General features: G+C 65.5%; 14 protein-coding genes. 11 read left to right on the forward strand and 3 right to left on the reverse strand.

Annotation, left to right across the window (positions count from 1 at the left end):
• Positions 1–191 precede the first annotated feature (191 nt).
• From A3AS_RS0101415 to A3AS_RS0101425, 3 genes are all read right to left on the reverse strand, one after another.
• Positions 192–356 carry a Flp family type IVb pilin gene (locus tag A3AS_RS0101415; RefSeq protein ID WP_018315817.1) on the reverse strand — a complete coding sequence of 55 codons (165 nt, stop codon included), beginning with the start codon at positions 354–356 and terminating at the stop codon, positions 192–194.
• Positions 357–645: 289 nt separating this feature from the next.
• Entirely contained in the window at positions 646–882 is a 237-nt protein-coding gene (locus A3AS_RS0101420) for a hypothetical protein (protein WP_018315818.1), read from the reverse strand.
• A gap of 57 nt (positions 883–939) precedes the next feature.
• Positions 940–1,923: a Ku protein gene (locus A3AS_RS0101425; RefSeq protein ID WP_018315819.1), complete on the reverse strand. Its 984-nt coding sequence runs from the start codon at positions 1,921–1,923 to the stop codon at positions 940–942.
• 236 nt (positions 1,924–2,159) lie between these two features.
• Here A3AS_RS0101425 and A3AS_RS48105 point away from each other — a divergent pair, with 236 nt between their 5' ends.
• The 11 genes from A3AS_RS48105 (at position 2,160) to A3AS_RS0101480 (ending at position 14,133) form a co-directional block, all read left to right on the forward strand.
• A complete protein-coding gene (locus A3AS_RS48105) occupies positions 2,160–2,315 on the forward strand; it encodes a hypothetical protein (protein ID WP_018315820.1) in 156 nt (51 codons plus the stop codon).
• Positions 2,316–2,545: 230 nt separating this feature from the next.
• Complete coding sequence (locus A3AS_RS0101435) at positions 2,546–3,211, forward strand: response regulator transcription factor (protein ID WP_018315821.1); 666 nt, start codon at positions 2,546–2,548, stop codon at positions 3,209–3,211.
• Between the two features lie 94 nt (positions 3,212–3,305).
• Complete coding sequence (locus A3AS_RS0101440; RefSeq protein ID WP_018315822.1) at positions 3,306–4,682, forward strand: sensor histidine kinase; 1,377 nt, start codon at positions 3,306–3,308, stop codon at positions 4,680–4,682.
• 161 nt (positions 4,683–4,843) lie between these two features.
• Positions 4,844–6,244, forward strand: coding sequence for a hypothetical protein (locus A3AS_RS0101445; RefSeq protein WP_018315823.1), 1,401 nt, complete (start codon positions 4,844–4,846; stop codon positions 6,242–6,244).
• A 100-nt stretch (positions 6,245–6,344) separates the two neighbouring features.
• Entirely contained in the window at positions 6,345–6,614 is a 270-nt protein-coding gene (locus tag A3AS_RS0101450) for a hypothetical protein (protein ID WP_026201558.1), read from the forward strand.
• Between the two features lie 131 nt (positions 6,615–6,745).
• Positions 6,746–7,855 carry a c-type cytochrome biogenesis protein CcmI gene (gene ccmI / locus A3AS_RS0101455; protein ID WP_026201559.1) on the forward strand — a complete coding sequence of 370 codons (1,110 nt, stop codon included), beginning with the start codon at positions 6,746–6,748 and terminating at the stop codon, positions 7,853–7,855.
• Between the two features lie 37 nt (positions 7,856–7,892).
• Positions 7,893–8,420, forward strand: a complete 528-nt coding sequence (gene ccmE / locus A3AS_RS0101460; RefSeq protein WP_018315826.1) for a cytochrome c maturation protein CcmE — start codon at positions 7,893–7,895, stop codon at positions 8,418–8,420.
• Positions 8,417–10,399 (forward strand): heme lyase CcmF/NrfE family subunit, encoded by a 1,983-nt coding sequence (locus A3AS_RS0101465; RefSeq protein ID WP_018315827.1) that lies wholly within the window; start codon positions 8,417–8,419, stop codon positions 10,397–10,399. Before ccmE ends, A3AS_RS0101465 begins: the two co-directional genes overlap by 4 nt.
• Positions 10,400–10,403: 4 nt before the next feature.
• Positions 10,404–10,886, forward strand: a complete 483-nt coding sequence (locus A3AS_RS0101470; protein ID WP_018315828.1) for a cytochrome c-type biogenesis protein — start codon at positions 10,404–10,406, stop codon at positions 10,884–10,886.
• A 104-nt stretch (positions 10,887–10,990) separates the two neighbouring features.
• Positions 10,991–12,334 carry a methyl-accepting chemotaxis protein gene (locus A3AS_RS0101475; protein ID WP_018315829.1) on the forward strand — a complete coding sequence of 448 codons (1,344 nt, stop codon included), beginning with the start codon at positions 10,991–10,993 and terminating at the stop codon, positions 12,332–12,334.
• 221 nt (positions 12,335–12,555) lie between these two features.
• Positions 12,556–14,133, forward strand: a complete 1,578-nt coding sequence (locus A3AS_RS0101480) for a Do family serine endopeptidase (RefSeq protein WP_018315830.1) — start codon at positions 12,556–12,558, stop codon at positions 14,131–14,133.
• Positions 14,134–14,286 lie beyond the last annotated feature (153 nt).

Raw genomic sequence — 14,286 nt, forward strand, 5'->3', positions numbered from 1 at the left:
CAAGCCGCGAGGATGCGAAGGTATGTTGGCGGATGAAGCGCAAGCCGTTAGAGCGACGTCATCTCTCCATACTCCGTCATTGCGAGCGAAGCTCGTCATGGCAAGCGCGCCGGTCCGGAGATGATGCGAAGAGGGAGGGAATGCGGCGGCGATATCGCCGATGTCGGCCTGGTTCGTTCAGCCCCAGGCCGTTACTTTATCCCCGTGCTGATCGCGACAAACTTGTTGTTGAGGAGGGCGCCGCCCATGGTGTTCACGGCCGTTATGATCGCCAGCGCGATGCCTGCGGCAATGAGGCCGTACTCGATCGCGGTTGCACCATTCTCATCGGCAAGGAAGGACCTAAGCAAACGCATTGCCAACTCCCATTCATCCGATCCAACGTATGGTCGCGTCGTTATCGGACTTGCAAAAGGATCGAATAAGTATTCATGCGCGCCAAAAGAATTAAGCCCCGGCGAACGCGTTCCTGCTCATACGACGGCATTCATTAAATTAAGGTTCTATCGATCCGTCCAAATGGATTCATACCGGCAGGGCTCCGCCGGGCTGCGCGGGCGCAGCGCCCGTCAGGGCGCGATCGTGCGGCCGCTTAACCGATTGTTGAGCCTGTTCGTCAACGGGCCGGCAAGGACACCATGGCGCTCATCCGCGCCGGTCGTCCGCATTCAACGCCCGCAACATGGCGATGCGGGCGAACATCACCCAGCCGCCGCCCGTCTCGGCCGCATTGATCAAGGTCTCGATGGCGGTCTGCCAGCGCGGCTCGTGCTGGACGTCCTCGGGCAGCCGCATGATGTAGTCGGCCGCCTCCTGAAGCGTCAGCAGCTGGCGCTTGTTGCTCACGCGAACGGGATCGTCGAACGCCGTCGACCAGGGCATGTCAGGCCGCCTGATCGGCGAGGGGTGGCATCACGGCGCAATCGCGGGGGGATGCGGCTAGCTGGCCTTCTTCGCCCGAGCAGGCGCGCGCACCGGCTTGTCGGCCTTCTTCGAAGTTTCCCTGGTCGCCGTCTTCGCAGCAGCGTCCTTGCCGCCCTTGCCGGCGATCGGCAGCAGCATCTCGCGCTGGCCTGCGACGCGCTTCTTCGGCTTCTTGGCTTTGGCTGCTTCCTTGGCGACCTTCGCCGCAGGCGCGGCGTCCTTCTCGTTCGCGATGCTCTTCTTCAGCGCGTCCATCAGGTTGATGACGTTGCCGCCGCTCTTCGGCGCGGCCTTGGCGGTGATCGGGGCGCCGCTGCGCTTCTTGTTGATGAGATCGATCAGCGCGGTCTCGTAATGGTCCTCGAACAGCTCGGGCTCGAATGCCCCGGACTTCTTCTCGACGATGTGCTTGGCGAGGTCGAGCATGTCCCTGGTCAGCTTCACGTCCTGGATGTCGTCAAAATACTCTGTCTCGCTGCGGACCTCGTAGGGATAGCGCAGCAGCGTGCCCATCAGGCCGCTCTCGAGCGGCTCGAGTGCGATGATGTGCTCGCGGTTGGTCAGCACCACGCGGCCGATCGCGACCTTGTCCATGCTGCGGATGGTCTCGCGGATCACTGCATAGGCGTCATGGCCGACCTTGCCGTCGGGCACGAGATAATAGGGGCGGATCAGATAGCGGTTGTCGATGTCGGCCTTCGGCACGAACTCGTCGATATCGATCGTGTGGGTCGAGTCGAGCGCGATGTCGTCGAGCTCGTCCTTGGTGACCTCGATATAGGTGTCGGTGTCGACCTTGTAGCCCTTGACGATGTCCTCAGAGGTCACCTCGTCGCCGGTCTCGGCGTCGACCTTGAGGTACTTGATGCGGTGGCCGGTCTTGCGGTTGATCTGGTTGAAGGAGACCTTCTCAGTATCCGAAGTGGCCGGATAGAGCGCGACCGGACAGGTCACGAGCGACAAACGCAGAAAACCCTTCCAATTGGCGCGGGGGGCCATGGGCTACTCCAAACGCAACAAGGACAGACTTACGAGGATACCATCGGGCAACAGCGAATCATAGCAAGGTCGGGCGTTGATCTTGCAACTGCGTTAACCGGCCGTGGGGCGTTGGGTTGCTGTCCCGATCGGGTGGCAAAAGCCGGAACATCACATCGGATCGGGCGTTGGCTCCGCATACACGGCTGCGAGGAGGTCGCGGTCATCGGAGGCGACACGCAGAGATTGAGGGCATCATGGCAACCACGCGAGAGCAGCGTCAGATCGTCGAAACACCAACCGAGGCGCGTCAGGGCGAACCTGGGCCGTCAGTTGCCGCATTGCTCGCCATCTCGACCGGGCTTGCGATCCTGATCCTCGCCGTCATCTGGTTCGTGTTCTTCCGGACCTGACCGCCGAATTCACGGGAAGGGCGGACCTTCCGACCTGCCGCGGCACGCGGCACACTGCGCCCGCCATGTTGCCGGCTCGTCCGGTAGCATGGCGGGCGCAGTCGCATCGGCTGCTGACCTATCGTATATGACCAAAAAGTAACGCGCCCGGTTCCCCGCGTTCATATTCAGTTCACGCCGGAATTGCTCATCTGGTGTGGTGTTGATGCGGCCTATGTCTGGAGAGAAGCGTGCGCCTGCTCGTTGTTGAGGACGACCCCGATCTCAATCGCCAGCTCACCAAGGCGTTGACCGACGCCGGCTATGTCGTCGATCGCGCCTTCGACGGAGAGGAGGGGCACTATCTCGGCGATAACGAGCCGTATGATGCCGTCGTGCTCGACATCGGCCTGCCGAAGAAGGACGGCATCTCGGTGCTGGAGGCCTGGCGCCGCAACGGCCGCACCATGCCGGTCCTGATCCTCACCGCACGCGACCGCTGGAGCGACAAGGTGCAGGGCTTCGATGCCGGTGCCGACGACTACGTCGCAAAGCCGTTCCATCTGGAGGAGGTGCTGGCGCGCATCCGCGCGCTGCTGCGCCGCTCGACCGGCCATGCCCAGAGCGAGCTGAGCTGCGGTCCCGTCACGCTAGACACCAGGACCGGCCGCGTCAGCGTCTCCGGCAATCCGGTCAAGATGACCTCGCACGAATATCGGCTTCTGGCCTACCTGATGCACCATTCCGGGCGCGTGGTCTCGCGCACCGAGCTGGTCGAGCACCTCTACGATCAGGATTTCGACCGCGACTCCAATACGATCGAGGTGTTCGTCGGCCGCATCCGCAAGAAGCTCGACGTCGACATCATCCAGACCGTCCGCGGCCTCGGCTATCTCCTGACCCCGCCGGCCGCCTGACGCGTTCCGGGGCTTGACGGGCAGCCCGGCAGGGGCCTTGGTCCGGTCATGAGCTCTGACGCCCCGCCATCCTGCGCCTCCCGGGATCATTCCGATGGCCGCTAGTTCGCTTGCGACCCGCCTGTTCCTGTCGGCGACCGCCTGGCTCGTGGTGATCCTGGCCATCACCGGCGTGGTGCTGTCGTCGGTCTACAAGAACGCCACCGAGCGCGCCTTCGACAGGCGGCTCAATCTCTATCTCCGCACCCTCATCGCCGAGGTCGCAACTCCCGACGAGCCGCCCGACCGCCAGTTCCAGTCGCTGGGCGAGCCACTGTTCGAGCTGCCGCTGTCCGGCTGGTACTGGCAGATCACGCGGACCGACACCGAGAAACCGGAGGTACGCTCCTCGCGCTCGCTCTGGGACAAGAAGCTGCCGAAGCTGGAAGAGCAGGGCGCCGAGCTCACCGCCGCCGGCATCCGGCTGGCCTATGTCGACGGGCCCGAGGGGCAGAATCTGCGCATGGTCGAGCGTCCCGTCGATCTCGGCGCCGACGGCAAGTTTCTGGTCAGCGTCGCCGGCGACGACACCGAGATTTTCGACGAGACGCGCAGCTTCGACTATTATCTCGGCGGCACCTTCACCGCGCTCGGCATCGTGCTGCTGCTGACGACCGTGTTCCAGGTCCGCTTCGGCCTCGCACCGCTCAAGCGCATCTCGGAATCGATCGCCGACATCCGTTCCGGGCGGGCGGAGCGGCTGGAGGGCGAATTCCCGGTCGAGATCGCGCCGCTGGCGCGCGAGACCAACGCGCTGATCGATGCCAATCGCGAGATCGTCGAGCGCGCGCGCACCCATGTCGGCAATCTCGCCCACGCGATCAAGACGCCGCTCTCGGTCATCGTCAACGAGGCCGGCGCCCACATCACCGATCCCTTCGCGGCCAAGGTGATGGAGCAGGCCGATGTGATGCGCGACCAGGTCGCTCATCACCTGGAGCGTGCGCGCATCGCCGCGCGGGTCTCGGTGGTCGCGACCGTGACGGAAGTGGCGCCGGCCATCGAGGCATTGCGGCGGACCATGGAGAAGATCCATCGCGACCGCGGCATCGTGGTCGAAGCCAAGGCCGATCCGTCGGCAAAATTTCGCGGCGAGCGGCAGGATCTGGAGGAGATGGTCGGCAATCTCGTCGACAATGCCTGCAAATGGGCGGCCTTGCGCGTCTTCATCGAGGTCCTCGTGGAGCCGCCGCACCAGGCGGGGGTGGGCCCGCGGCTGCGGATCATCGTCGATGACGACGGCCGCGGCCTGTCGGAAGCCGAGCGTGCGCAGGTCTCGCGGCGCGGCCAGCGGCTCGACGAGTCCAAGCCCGGCTCGGGTCTGGGGCTGTCGATCGTGACCGACCTCGCCGCGCTCTATGGCGGCAGCCTCTCGCTCGGTGGTGCGCCGACCGGCGGCCTGCGCGCTGAACTGGTCCTTCCCGGCATGTAATCCATTGTTCCGACAAGATTATTTCGTCCTCGTCGATGCCCGGCCGCAGCAAACTGGTGGGATTCGGTCCGACGTCCTAAACGGCTTCTTAAGTGGGGGCCTCCTATGATCGCGCCGGACCCATCCCATGTCCGCCATTTTACCGTGCATTACCCGGGCGCATGAGCCAGACATCGATCGAGCGGCTGAGGGAATATCTCGCGCAGCTCCCGCCGCAGGCGCAGGCGCTGCTGATGCGGGAGTTCGAGCGCGCGCTGGAGCGCGGCCAGGACACGGCTGTCGCGACCCTGGTGCTCGAGCAGTTGCGCAAGATCGTCCGCAAGTCCGAAGCCGATGAAGCTCCGCCGCCGCGCACGGACGATCTGTCGCGGCTGCTGTTCCAGGCGCTGGAACCGTTCCTGATCGAGGCTGGCGTCCCGCTGCGGGTCGGGCAGATCCGCCGCACCTCGCTCCAGCCGATCTGGCAATGGCTCGGCCGCGACGGCGCACCGGATAAGGTGAACGAATTCGAAGCCGCGCTGGCGCGGATGCCCCCCGATAGTGCGGGGCAGGTCGAGGCCCTCGCGCAGAAGCTCCAGGGGGTGGCTGCGGATGCCATTTTCGAGCTGACGGGACCGGGCGGCGGCGACAAATCGCGCGCGCTGGCCCGGGTCGGCGCGCCCAACGTGATCGAGGACCTCTATTCGATCGGAGCGGTGCTTCAGGTCCGGGAGGCCATCGCCGGCCTGAACGAGAAGCTGCCGCGCACCTTGCGCGCTTTCGGCGATCCCCAGATCGCCTCGGTGACGTCGGCGCTCAACATTCCGGTCCTGCAGACGCCGCAGATGCTGCCCTTCGCGCTGTCGATCGTGGTGCAGCGGATGACGGCCCCGTGGCAGATCATCCGCCTCGCCATCAAGATTGCCGCGTCCGACGACGAGATCCGCGTCGCGGCGACGCCTTACGGCGTTGCCGTCACGATCGCGCTGCACGACCTGTCCTGTGTTGCCGCCACCCTGCGCATGGACATCAAGCGCGGCCATTTCGACAATGTTGCCGGCAACCTCAAGGCGTTGCACGACGGCGTGCGCGGCCTGCGCACCGAGCTCGACCTGCGCAACGATTCCGCCTGGGGCAAGCAACTGACCTCGATCCGGGCCGACATCTCCAATGCGCTGCAATCCGAGATCGACAGCGTTCCCGGCCGCGTTCGCCGCATCCTGCGCCAGCGCCCCGAGAAAGACATTCCGCCGGGGGCGCGGATCGACAGCACCGAGGTGGAGGAAACGGCGGCGCTGATCGATTTCGTCGCGACCTGCCGCAATTATGCGAGCGAGCTTGCGATCAACGAGGTGACGCTGCGCACCTATTCCGACCTCCAGCAATATGTCGAACGTTCGACCGAGCAGCTGGTGCAGTCGCTGCGCGCCGCCGATCACAAGGTCCGCACCTATCGGCAGCAGCAGGTGCAGGCCGCGATTCGCTTCTGCCAGGTGCTGTTTGGCGATGATTACGCCTCGTTGATGAGCCGGGCCGCGGAGAACGCAGCGACCGGCGAGCGCAAATCGTCGCGCGCGAGCTAACCTAAGCGCATATTTTCGTGATCACAATTTGTGGTTGACGGTATCGGTGGTGCGCCGTACGGTCCCCGTGCAAGTCTGGGGAACTTCTATTTGTGGGCGCATGAAACCCGTTATCAGCTCCATTGAAATCGAGAACCGCATCATTGTTGCCAAGTATCAGAGACTGATGGTCGGTGCCAAAGTGGTGCTGGTCGAGAAGGCAAGCGGTCGGCAACTCTCCGAGACAATCACGAGGGTTGCATCCCCGGTTCCGGTCGGAGCGCTGCGCATCAGATTGCCGGATGCAGTCAAGCCGGGAACATACTTCCTGAGGGCCATCAACGGCCACGGTGAGGACGCCGCGCAAAGTACGGACTTCGAGATCGGCTAAGCCGTTGGATTTTCACCGTTTCGAGACCGCGCGCGGTCGCGCCAAATTGACAATTGTCAATTGCCGCATCGTCCGGCCGTGGTGTAAAGCCACCTATGGGCGCGGTTCGTGCGCTGCCGGAAGCTTGCCAGATGACGCTATGGTTCGTGTTCGCGCTGATGACGGTCGCGGCGATTTTCGCCGTGCTCTGGCCGCTTGGCCGCAATGGACGCGCGCAAGACCAGGGCAGCGAGGTCGCGGTTTACAAGGACCAATTGGCCGAGATCGAGCGTGATCTCGCCGCAGGCTTGATTCCCGCGCCGGACGCCGAGGCTGCGCGCGTCGAGATCAGCCGCAGGCTGCTCGCTGCGGCCGCCAGCGAGCCAGCCATGGCGCCGAAATCGAATCTCAAATGGCGCCGCGCGGCGGCCGTGCTGGCGCTCGCGGGCCTGCCGCTCGTTGCGATCGGCATTTACATGCCACTCGGCTCGCCCCGGCTTCAGGACTTTCCCCTGGCGGAGCGCGAGCGCGGATCCGGGTCCGGCGTGGCGCAGTCGCTCGAGAATCTCGTCGTGCAGGTCCAGCAGCATCTGGAGAAGAATCCGACCGACGGGCGCGGCTGGAATGTGCTCGCGCCGGTGCTGGAGCGGCTCGGCCGTTTCGACGATGCGGTGCGCGCCTATCGCAACTCGCTCACCTACAATGGCGAGAGCGCGGAGCGCCGGTCCGATCTCGGCGAAGCGATCTCGGCTGCCGCCGGCGGTGTGGTGACCGTCGAGGCCAAGGCGGAGTTCGAGCGTGCGCAGGCCCTGAACGCGGACGATCCCAAGGCGAACTACTTCCTGGGCCTTGCCGCCGAGCAGGATGGTCGCAAGGGCGATGCAGTCACGATCTGGCGCGCGCTGCTTGTGAAAGCGCCCGCGGATGCGCCGTGGCGTGCCCTGGTGCAATCCTCGCTGGCGCGGGTCGGTGGCGGGACGATGCCGGCGCTGTCGGACGAGACGATCGCTGCGTCCAAGGATATGGCCGAAGGCGATCGCAACGCGATGGTGCGCGGCATGGTCGATCGTCTGGCCACCCGGTTGAAGCAGAACGGCGACGACGTCGATGGATGGTTGCGCCTGGTGCGCGCCTATCTCGTGATGGGCGAGCGGGACAAAGCCATGGGGGCATCGGCCGATGCCCGGCAGGCGGTTGCCAGCGACGCCGAGCGGCTGCGCCAGCTCAACGAAGGCCTCAGGACTCTCGGGCTCGGCGGATGACGATGTCGGGACGAGCGAAGTGGAGAACGGATACGCCATGACGCGCAAGCAGCGACGTATGACCATCATCGGCGGCTCGCTCGCCGTGCTCGCGCTCGCGGCCGCGCTGGTGCTCAATGCACTTCGCGACTCCATCGTGTTCTTCTCGACGCCGACCATGGTCGCCGAGAAGCACGTCGAGCCAGGCAAGCGGTTTCGCCTCGGTGGACTGGTGCAGCCCGGCTCGCTCCAGCGCGGTGACAATCTCGCGGTGACCTTCGAGGTTGCCGACGGCAATGCCAAGCTGCCGGTGGCCTACAAGGGCATCCTGCCCGACCTGTTCCGCGAGGGGCAGGGCGTCGTCGCTGAAGGCGCGCTCGACGCCCATGGCGTGTTCAAGGCCGATACGGTGCTTGCCAAGCACGACGAGACCTACATGCCCAAGGACGTCGCCGACGCCCTGAAGAAGCAGGGGCACTGGAAGGACGATTACGGCGGCAAGCCGTGTGATAGCGGCAAGACGTCTGACGCGGGCAAGCCCGCGGCGACGACCGCGCAGGGCAACCCGCAGGGAGCAATGCGGTGATCGCAGAATCCGGACATTACGCGCTGGTGCTGGCGCTTGGGCTCGCATTGATCCAGTCGATCGTGCCGCTGATCGGCGCACGCCTGAACGATGTCGCGCTGATGAATGTGGCGCGCTCCACGGCGCTGGCGCAGCTGCTGTTCGTCGGTGCCTCGTTCGTCGCTCTCGTGATGCTGCACGTGAACTCGGACTTCTCCGTCGCCAACGTCTACGAGAATTCCCACTCGATGAAGCCGCTGCTCTACAAGATCACCGGCGTGTGGGGAAACCATGAAGGCTCGATGCTGTTGTGGGTGTCGATCCTCGCGCTGTTCGGCGGACTGGTCGCCGCGTTCGGCAACAATCTGCCGCTGTCGCTGCGCGCGCACGTGCTCGCCGTGCAGGCGTGGGTCGCCAGCGCCTTCTACCTCTTCATCCTCGTGACATCGAACCCGTTCCTGCGCATCGCCACCCCGCCGGTCGAGGGCCGCGATCTCAATCCGGTGCTCCAGGACATCGGGCTCGCCGTGCATCCGCCGATGCTCTATCTCGGTTATGTCGGCTTTTCGATCTCGTTCTCCTTCGCAATCGCGGCGCTGATGGAGGGCCGGATCGATGCGGCCTGGGCGCGCTGGGTGCGTCCGTGGACGCTGGTCGCCTGGATATTCCTGACGCTCGGCATCGCCATGGGCTCGTACTGGGCCTATTACGAGCTCGGCTGGGGCGGCTGGTGGTTCTGGGATCCGGTCGAGAATGCCTCGTTGATGCCGTGGCTCTCCGGTACCGCGCTGCTGCATTCGGCCCTGGTGATGGAGAAGCGGAACGCGCTGAAGGTCTGGACCATCCTGCTCTCGATCCTGACCTTCTCGCTGTCACTGCTCGGCACCTTCCTGGTGCGCTCGGGCGTCATCACCTCGGTGCACGCCTTCGCCACCGATCCCACCCGTGGCGTGTTCATCCTGCTGATCCTCTGCCTGTTCATCGGCGGCAGCCTGGCCCTGTTCGCGGGCCGCGCCACGTCGTTGAAGCAGGGCGGCCTGTTCGCGCCGATCTCGCGCGAGGGTGCGCTGGTGCTGAACAATTTGCTGCTCACGGTCGCCTGCGCGGTCGTGCTGTTCGGCACGCTCTATCCACTCGCGATGGAAATGCTCGCCGACTTCAAGATGTCGGTCGGTGCGCCCTTCTACAATCTCACCTTCGCGCCGCTGTTTACCCTCTTGCTGCTTGCCGTGCCGTTCGGGCCGATGCTGGCGTGGAAGCGCGGCGATCTGCTCGGCGTGACGCAGCGCCTGTTAGCTGCGGGCGTTGCCGGGCTCGTCGCCGTCGCCATCGCCTGGGGCTGGGCCAGCGGGGGCAGCACGCTGGCGCCGCTCGCGATCGGGCTTGGCATCTTCGTCATCGGCGGCGCGGTCACCGACATCGTCGAACGGACCGGCTTCGTGCGGCTGCCGTTCGCAACGGTGCTGCACCGGGCGCGCGGCATGCCGCGCTCGGCCTGGGGCACGGCGTTCGCGCATGCCGGCCTCGGCGTCGCGCTGATCGGGATCGTCTGCGAAACCACCTGGAATAGCGAATATATCGCGACCATGAAGCAGAACGACGTCGCCCACATCGCCGGCTTCGACGTGAAGCTCGACGGGTTGCTGCAGCGTCAGGGCCCGAATTACCGCGAGATGATCGCCGAGTTCAACGTCGGCCTCGATGGCAAGCCGCTCAGCGTCATGACGCCCTCCAAGCGCAGCTTCACCACCCGCGGCTCCTCGACCACCGAGGCCGCGCTACTGACGCGCGGCGCGAGCCAGCTCTACATTTCGCTCGGCGAGGCCAATGCCGAGGGCGCCATCGCCGTGCGGATCTATCACAAGCCGCTGGTGCTGCTGATCTGGTGGGGGCCGGTGCTGATGGCGTTCGGTGGCGTGCTGTCGCTGTCCGACCGGCGCCTGCGGGTCGGCGCGCCGAAGCCGGCGCGGGCCAAGCAGCGCCTCCAGCCGGCGGAGTGATCCGATGCGCCGGATGATGGCCGCGTTCGTCCTGCTGATGCTGCTGGCCTTGCCGGCGGCCCACGCCGTGCAGCCCGACGAGATCATGCCGGATCCCGCCAAGGAAGCCCGCGCGCGGGAGCTGTCGCGCGAGCTGCGCTGCATGGTCTGCCAGAACCAGTCGATCGATGATTCCGATGCGCCGCTGGCGCGCGACCTGCGGCTCCTGGTGCGCGAGCGCATCGGCGCCGGCGACAGCAACTCGCAGGTGCTCGACTTCCTGGTCGCGCGCTATGGCGAGTTCGTGCTGCTGAAACCACGCTTCGAACGTCAGACCCTGCTGCTGTGGCTGCTCGGGCCGCTGCTGCTGATCGGCGGCGGAGTGGCGCTTTGGCTGCAAATCCGGCGTCGTGCGCGCAGTGGTGCAGACGTACCTGCTCCGCCGCTGACTGCGGACGAACAGGCGCGGCTCGCTGCGTTGATGTCCGATGATGCGAAGTCGTCCTAGGCTACGTAATGATACTTAAGCCGCTTGGCGCAGCTTGTTTCATGCTCTGTTGACCTTTGTCTGGAAGCTTGTCGCAAGATTCGATTCCAGCCTTTGGGTCCCCCATGTTCGCGAACAGCAATCTGACGATCCGCTTCCTGGTCGGCGCCGTCGTCACTGCATTATTGTTTCTGCTGGGCATTGGCGGCGGCACCGGCTTCATCGCGGTGCTCTATCTCAACAACGAGATCACCAGCCTGTCGGCGGACTTCGCCACGCTGAGCGGCCCCGCGCGCGACCACGCCATGCAGATCTACCAGCAGGCGCAGACTGCGTTCTCCTATTTCCTGATGGCCTGCGGCGTGATCGCCGTCGTCGCCGTCGCGATCTGCTTCACCACCTGGTTCGCCGTGCGCAACGGCATCCTCAGTCCGCTGGCCGCGATCGTGCACGCCATGCGCGAGGTCGCCGACCAGAAATTCCAGACATCGGTTCCGGGGCTTGGCCGCACCAACGAGATCGGCCTGCTCGCCGGTGCGCTGGAGGTCTTCAAGACCAACGGGCTCGAGCGGCGCCATCTCACCGAGCAGCAGCTGCGCGAAGCCCAGCACCAGGCCGAGCGATCGAAATTCCTGGACGACCGGATCAAGCGCTTCAACGATCTCGTCGCCAGCGTCGTCGACAGCGTGGCCTCATCGGCCGTGCATCTGAAGAGCAACGCCGAGACGCTGTCGCGGACCGCCAACGACACCAGCACCAAGGCCAATGCAGTCGCGAGCGCGGCGAGCCAGGCCAGCGCCAGCGTGCAGACGGTCGCAGGTTCTGCCGAGGAGATGACGAACTCGATCGGCACGATCAGCCGCCGCGTCACCGACGCGACCCAGCGCGCCGAGGGCGCGGCGTCCCAGGCGGAGAAGAGCCGCGACACCATCCACACGCTGTCGGATGCCGCCGACAAGATCGGCGAGGTCGTGCAGCTCGTGCAGGCGATCGCATCGCAGACTAATCTGCTGGCGCTGAACGCCACCATCGAGGCGGCGCGGGCAGGAGAGGCCGGCAAGGGGTTTGCGGTGGTCGCCTCCGAGGTGAAGAATCTGGCGCATCAGACCAGCAAGGCGACGGAGGAGATCACCTCTCATGTCGCCAGCATTCAGGGCATCACCGCGGAGACGCGCGGCGCGATCGACGGCATTTCCAAGACGCTGTCGGAGATCTCGTCCATCATGTCCGGCATCGAGGTCGATACCGCCCAGCAGCGCAACGCCACGCAGGAGATCACGCGCAGCGCCCAGAACGCCGCGCACGGAACCCTCGACGTCTCCAACCATATCGTCCAGATCACCTCGACCTCCGCACAGACCGGCCGCATGGCCGCCGAGGCGCGGGATTCCGCGGTCGACCTGTCGCAGCAGGCCGCGACCCTGAAGCGCGAGGTCGACGAGTTCATCGTCAGCGTCAGGGCAAGCTGAGCGCGCCAAAACGCGCCTGCGACGCCATCACGGGAACTCGGTTAAGTTCCTGTGAGGCCACAATTTTCGGTCTGCGCTGAACTGCCGCATCACGCATGGCCCTTCATTACAAAAGTTTAACCCCGCCGCCAGCGCACGGTAAGGCGGGAGCCCCCATCTTCAGGACCGTAAGGTGCCGCCATCGGGCACCAAATGGATTTCAAGGCCCTGGAGATCTCCGCATGACCGACCGTCCCGACCTCTCGAACCTTCCGTCCTACCGGCAGCCGCGCCGGTCGGTGTTTTCCGCGCGCAAGTTCGCGCTGATGGCCTCGGTCGTCGCCGGTCTCGGCGCGGCCGTCTATGGCTTCAGCCCCTCGACCTCGCCGGCCGACCTGTTCTCGACCCCGGCGCATGCGCAGGTTAACAACGAGGTCCGCAAGGTCGAACGCCCGGTCGGTTTCGCCGACATCGTCGAGCGTGTGAAGCCGTCGGTGATCTCGGTGAAGGTCAACATCAAGGAGAAGACCGCGAGCAACGACGACGGCGATGATTCCTCCTCGCCGTTCCAGCCGGGCTCGCCGATGGAGCGCTTCTTCCGCCGCTTCGGCGGTCCGGATGGTTTCCCGGGCCTGAAGGGCGGCCGTGGCCGCGTCGTGCAGGGTCAGGGCTCGGGCTTCTTCATCTCGGCTGACGGCTTTGCCGTGACCAACAACCACGTGGTCGACGGCGCCGACAAGGTCGAGGTCACCACCGATGACGGCAAGACCCACACCGCCAAGGTGATCGGCACCGACCAGCGCACCGACCTCGCTTTGATCAAGGTCGAGGGCAGCTCGAACTTCCCGTTCGCCAAGCTCGCCGACGCCAAGCCGCGGATCGGCGACTGGGTGCTCGCGGTCGGCAATCCGTTCGGCCTCGGCGGCACCGTGACCGCGGGCATCGTCTCGGCGAGCGGCCGCGACATCGGCAACGGTCCGTACGACGATTTCATCCAGATCGACGCGCCCGTGAACAAGGGCAATTCCGGCGGTCCCGCTTTCGACACCAACGGCGAAGTGATGGGCGTCAACACCGCGATCTACTCGCCCTCGGGCGGCAGCGTCGGCATCGCGTTCTCGATTCCCGCGAGCACCGTGAAGAGCGTGGTCGCCCAGCTCAAGGACAAGGGCTCGGTCAGCCGCGGCTGGATCGGCGTGCAGATTCAGCCTGTCACCTCCGACATCGCCGACAGCCTCGGCATGAAGAAGGCCGAAGGCGCGCTGGTGGCGGAGCCGCAAGCGAACGGTCCGGCCGCGAAGGCCGGCATCGAGTCCGGCGACGTGATCACCGCGGTCAATGGCGAGGCGGTCAAGGACGCCCGCGAGCTTGCCCGCACCATCGGCGGCATGGCACCCGGTGCGACCGTGAAGCTCAACGTGCTGCACAAGGGCCAGGACAAGGTCGTGAACATGACGCTCGGCCAATTGCCGAACACGGTCGAGGCCAAGGCCGATAACGACAATGACAGCGGCAAGGGTGCGAGCAAGGGCACCGACGTGCCCAAGCTCGGCATGACCGTTGCGCCCGCCAATTCGGTGGCCGGCGCCGGCAAGGAAGGCGTCGTGGTCACCGAAGTCGATCCGAAGAGCGCCGCGGCCGAGCGCGGCTTCAAGGAAGGCGACGTGATTCTCGAAGTCGGCGGCAAGAGCGTGGCCACCGCCGGCGAAGTTCGCGATGCCATCAACATGGCGCGGACCGACAACAAGAACAGCGTCCTGATGCGCGTGAAGAGCGGCGGCCAGTCGCGCTTCGTCGCGGTGCCCCTCGCCAAGGGCTGAGGCTTCAGGAGGCCTACGAGATGAAGGGTGTCGCCGGCATCAGTCGCCCCCGCCGACGGCGCCCTTCTGGGAAGCAGCGCAACGTTCGCTTCCCCTGTCTACCTTCCGGTGGAATTACGCCCCCCTCCGTCGGAAGGCCTAGGGCGGTGAAGT

This window comes from Bradyrhizobium sp. WSM2793 (genome assembly GCF_000379585.1).
Taxonomy (GTDB): domain Bacteria; phylum Pseudomonadota; class Alphaproteobacteria; order Rhizobiales; family Xanthobacteraceae; genus Bradyrhizobium.

Excerpts from the sequence above, each read along its gene's own strand:
- A3AS_RS0101415 (WP_018315817.1), bottom strand. The coding sequence starts at position 356 with ATGCGTTTGCTTAGGTCCTTCCTTGCCGATGAGAATGGTGCAACCGCG.
- A3AS_RS0101420 (WP_018315818.1), bottom strand. The coding sequence starts at position 882 with ATGCCCTGGTCGACGGCGTTCGACGATCCCGTTCGCGTGAGCAACAAG.
- A3AS_RS0101425 (WP_018315819.1), bottom strand. The coding sequence starts at position 1,923 with ATGGCCCCCCGCGCCAATTGGAAGGGTTTTCTGCGTTTGTCGCTCGTG.
- A3AS_RS48105 (WP_018315820.1), top strand. The coding sequence starts at position 2,160 with ATGGCAACCACGCGAGAGCAGCGTCAGATCGTCGAAACACCAACCGAG.
- A3AS_RS0101440 (WP_018315822.1), top strand. The coding sequence starts at position 3,306 with ATGGCCGCTAGTTCGCTTGCGACCCGCCTGTTCCTGTCGGCGACCGCC.
- A3AS_RS0101445 (WP_018315823.1), top strand. The coding sequence starts at position 4,844 with ATGAGCCAGACATCGATCGAGCGGCTGAGGGAATATCTCGCGCAGCTC.
- A3AS_RS0101450 (WP_026201558.1), top strand. The coding sequence starts at position 6,345 with ATGAAACCCGTTATCAGCTCCATTGAAATCGAGAACCGCATCATTGTT.
- ccmI (WP_026201559.1), top strand. The coding sequence starts at position 6,746 with ATGACGCTATGGTTCGTGTTCGCGCTGATGACGGTCGCGGCGATTTTC.
- ccmE (WP_018315826.1), top strand. The coding sequence starts at position 7,893 with ATGACGCGCAAGCAGCGACGTATGACCATCATCGGCGGCTCGCTCGCC.
- A3AS_RS0101470 (WP_018315828.1), top strand. The coding sequence starts at position 10,404 with ATGCGCCGGATGATGGCCGCGTTCGTCCTGCTGATGCTGCTGGCCTTG.
- A3AS_RS0101475 (WP_018315829.1), top strand. The coding sequence starts at position 10,991 with ATGTTCGCGAACAGCAATCTGACGATCCGCTTCCTGGTCGGCGCCGTC.
- A3AS_RS0101480 (WP_018315830.1), top strand. The coding sequence starts at position 12,556 with ATGACCGACCGTCCCGACCTCTCGAACCTTCCGTCCTACCGGCAGCCG.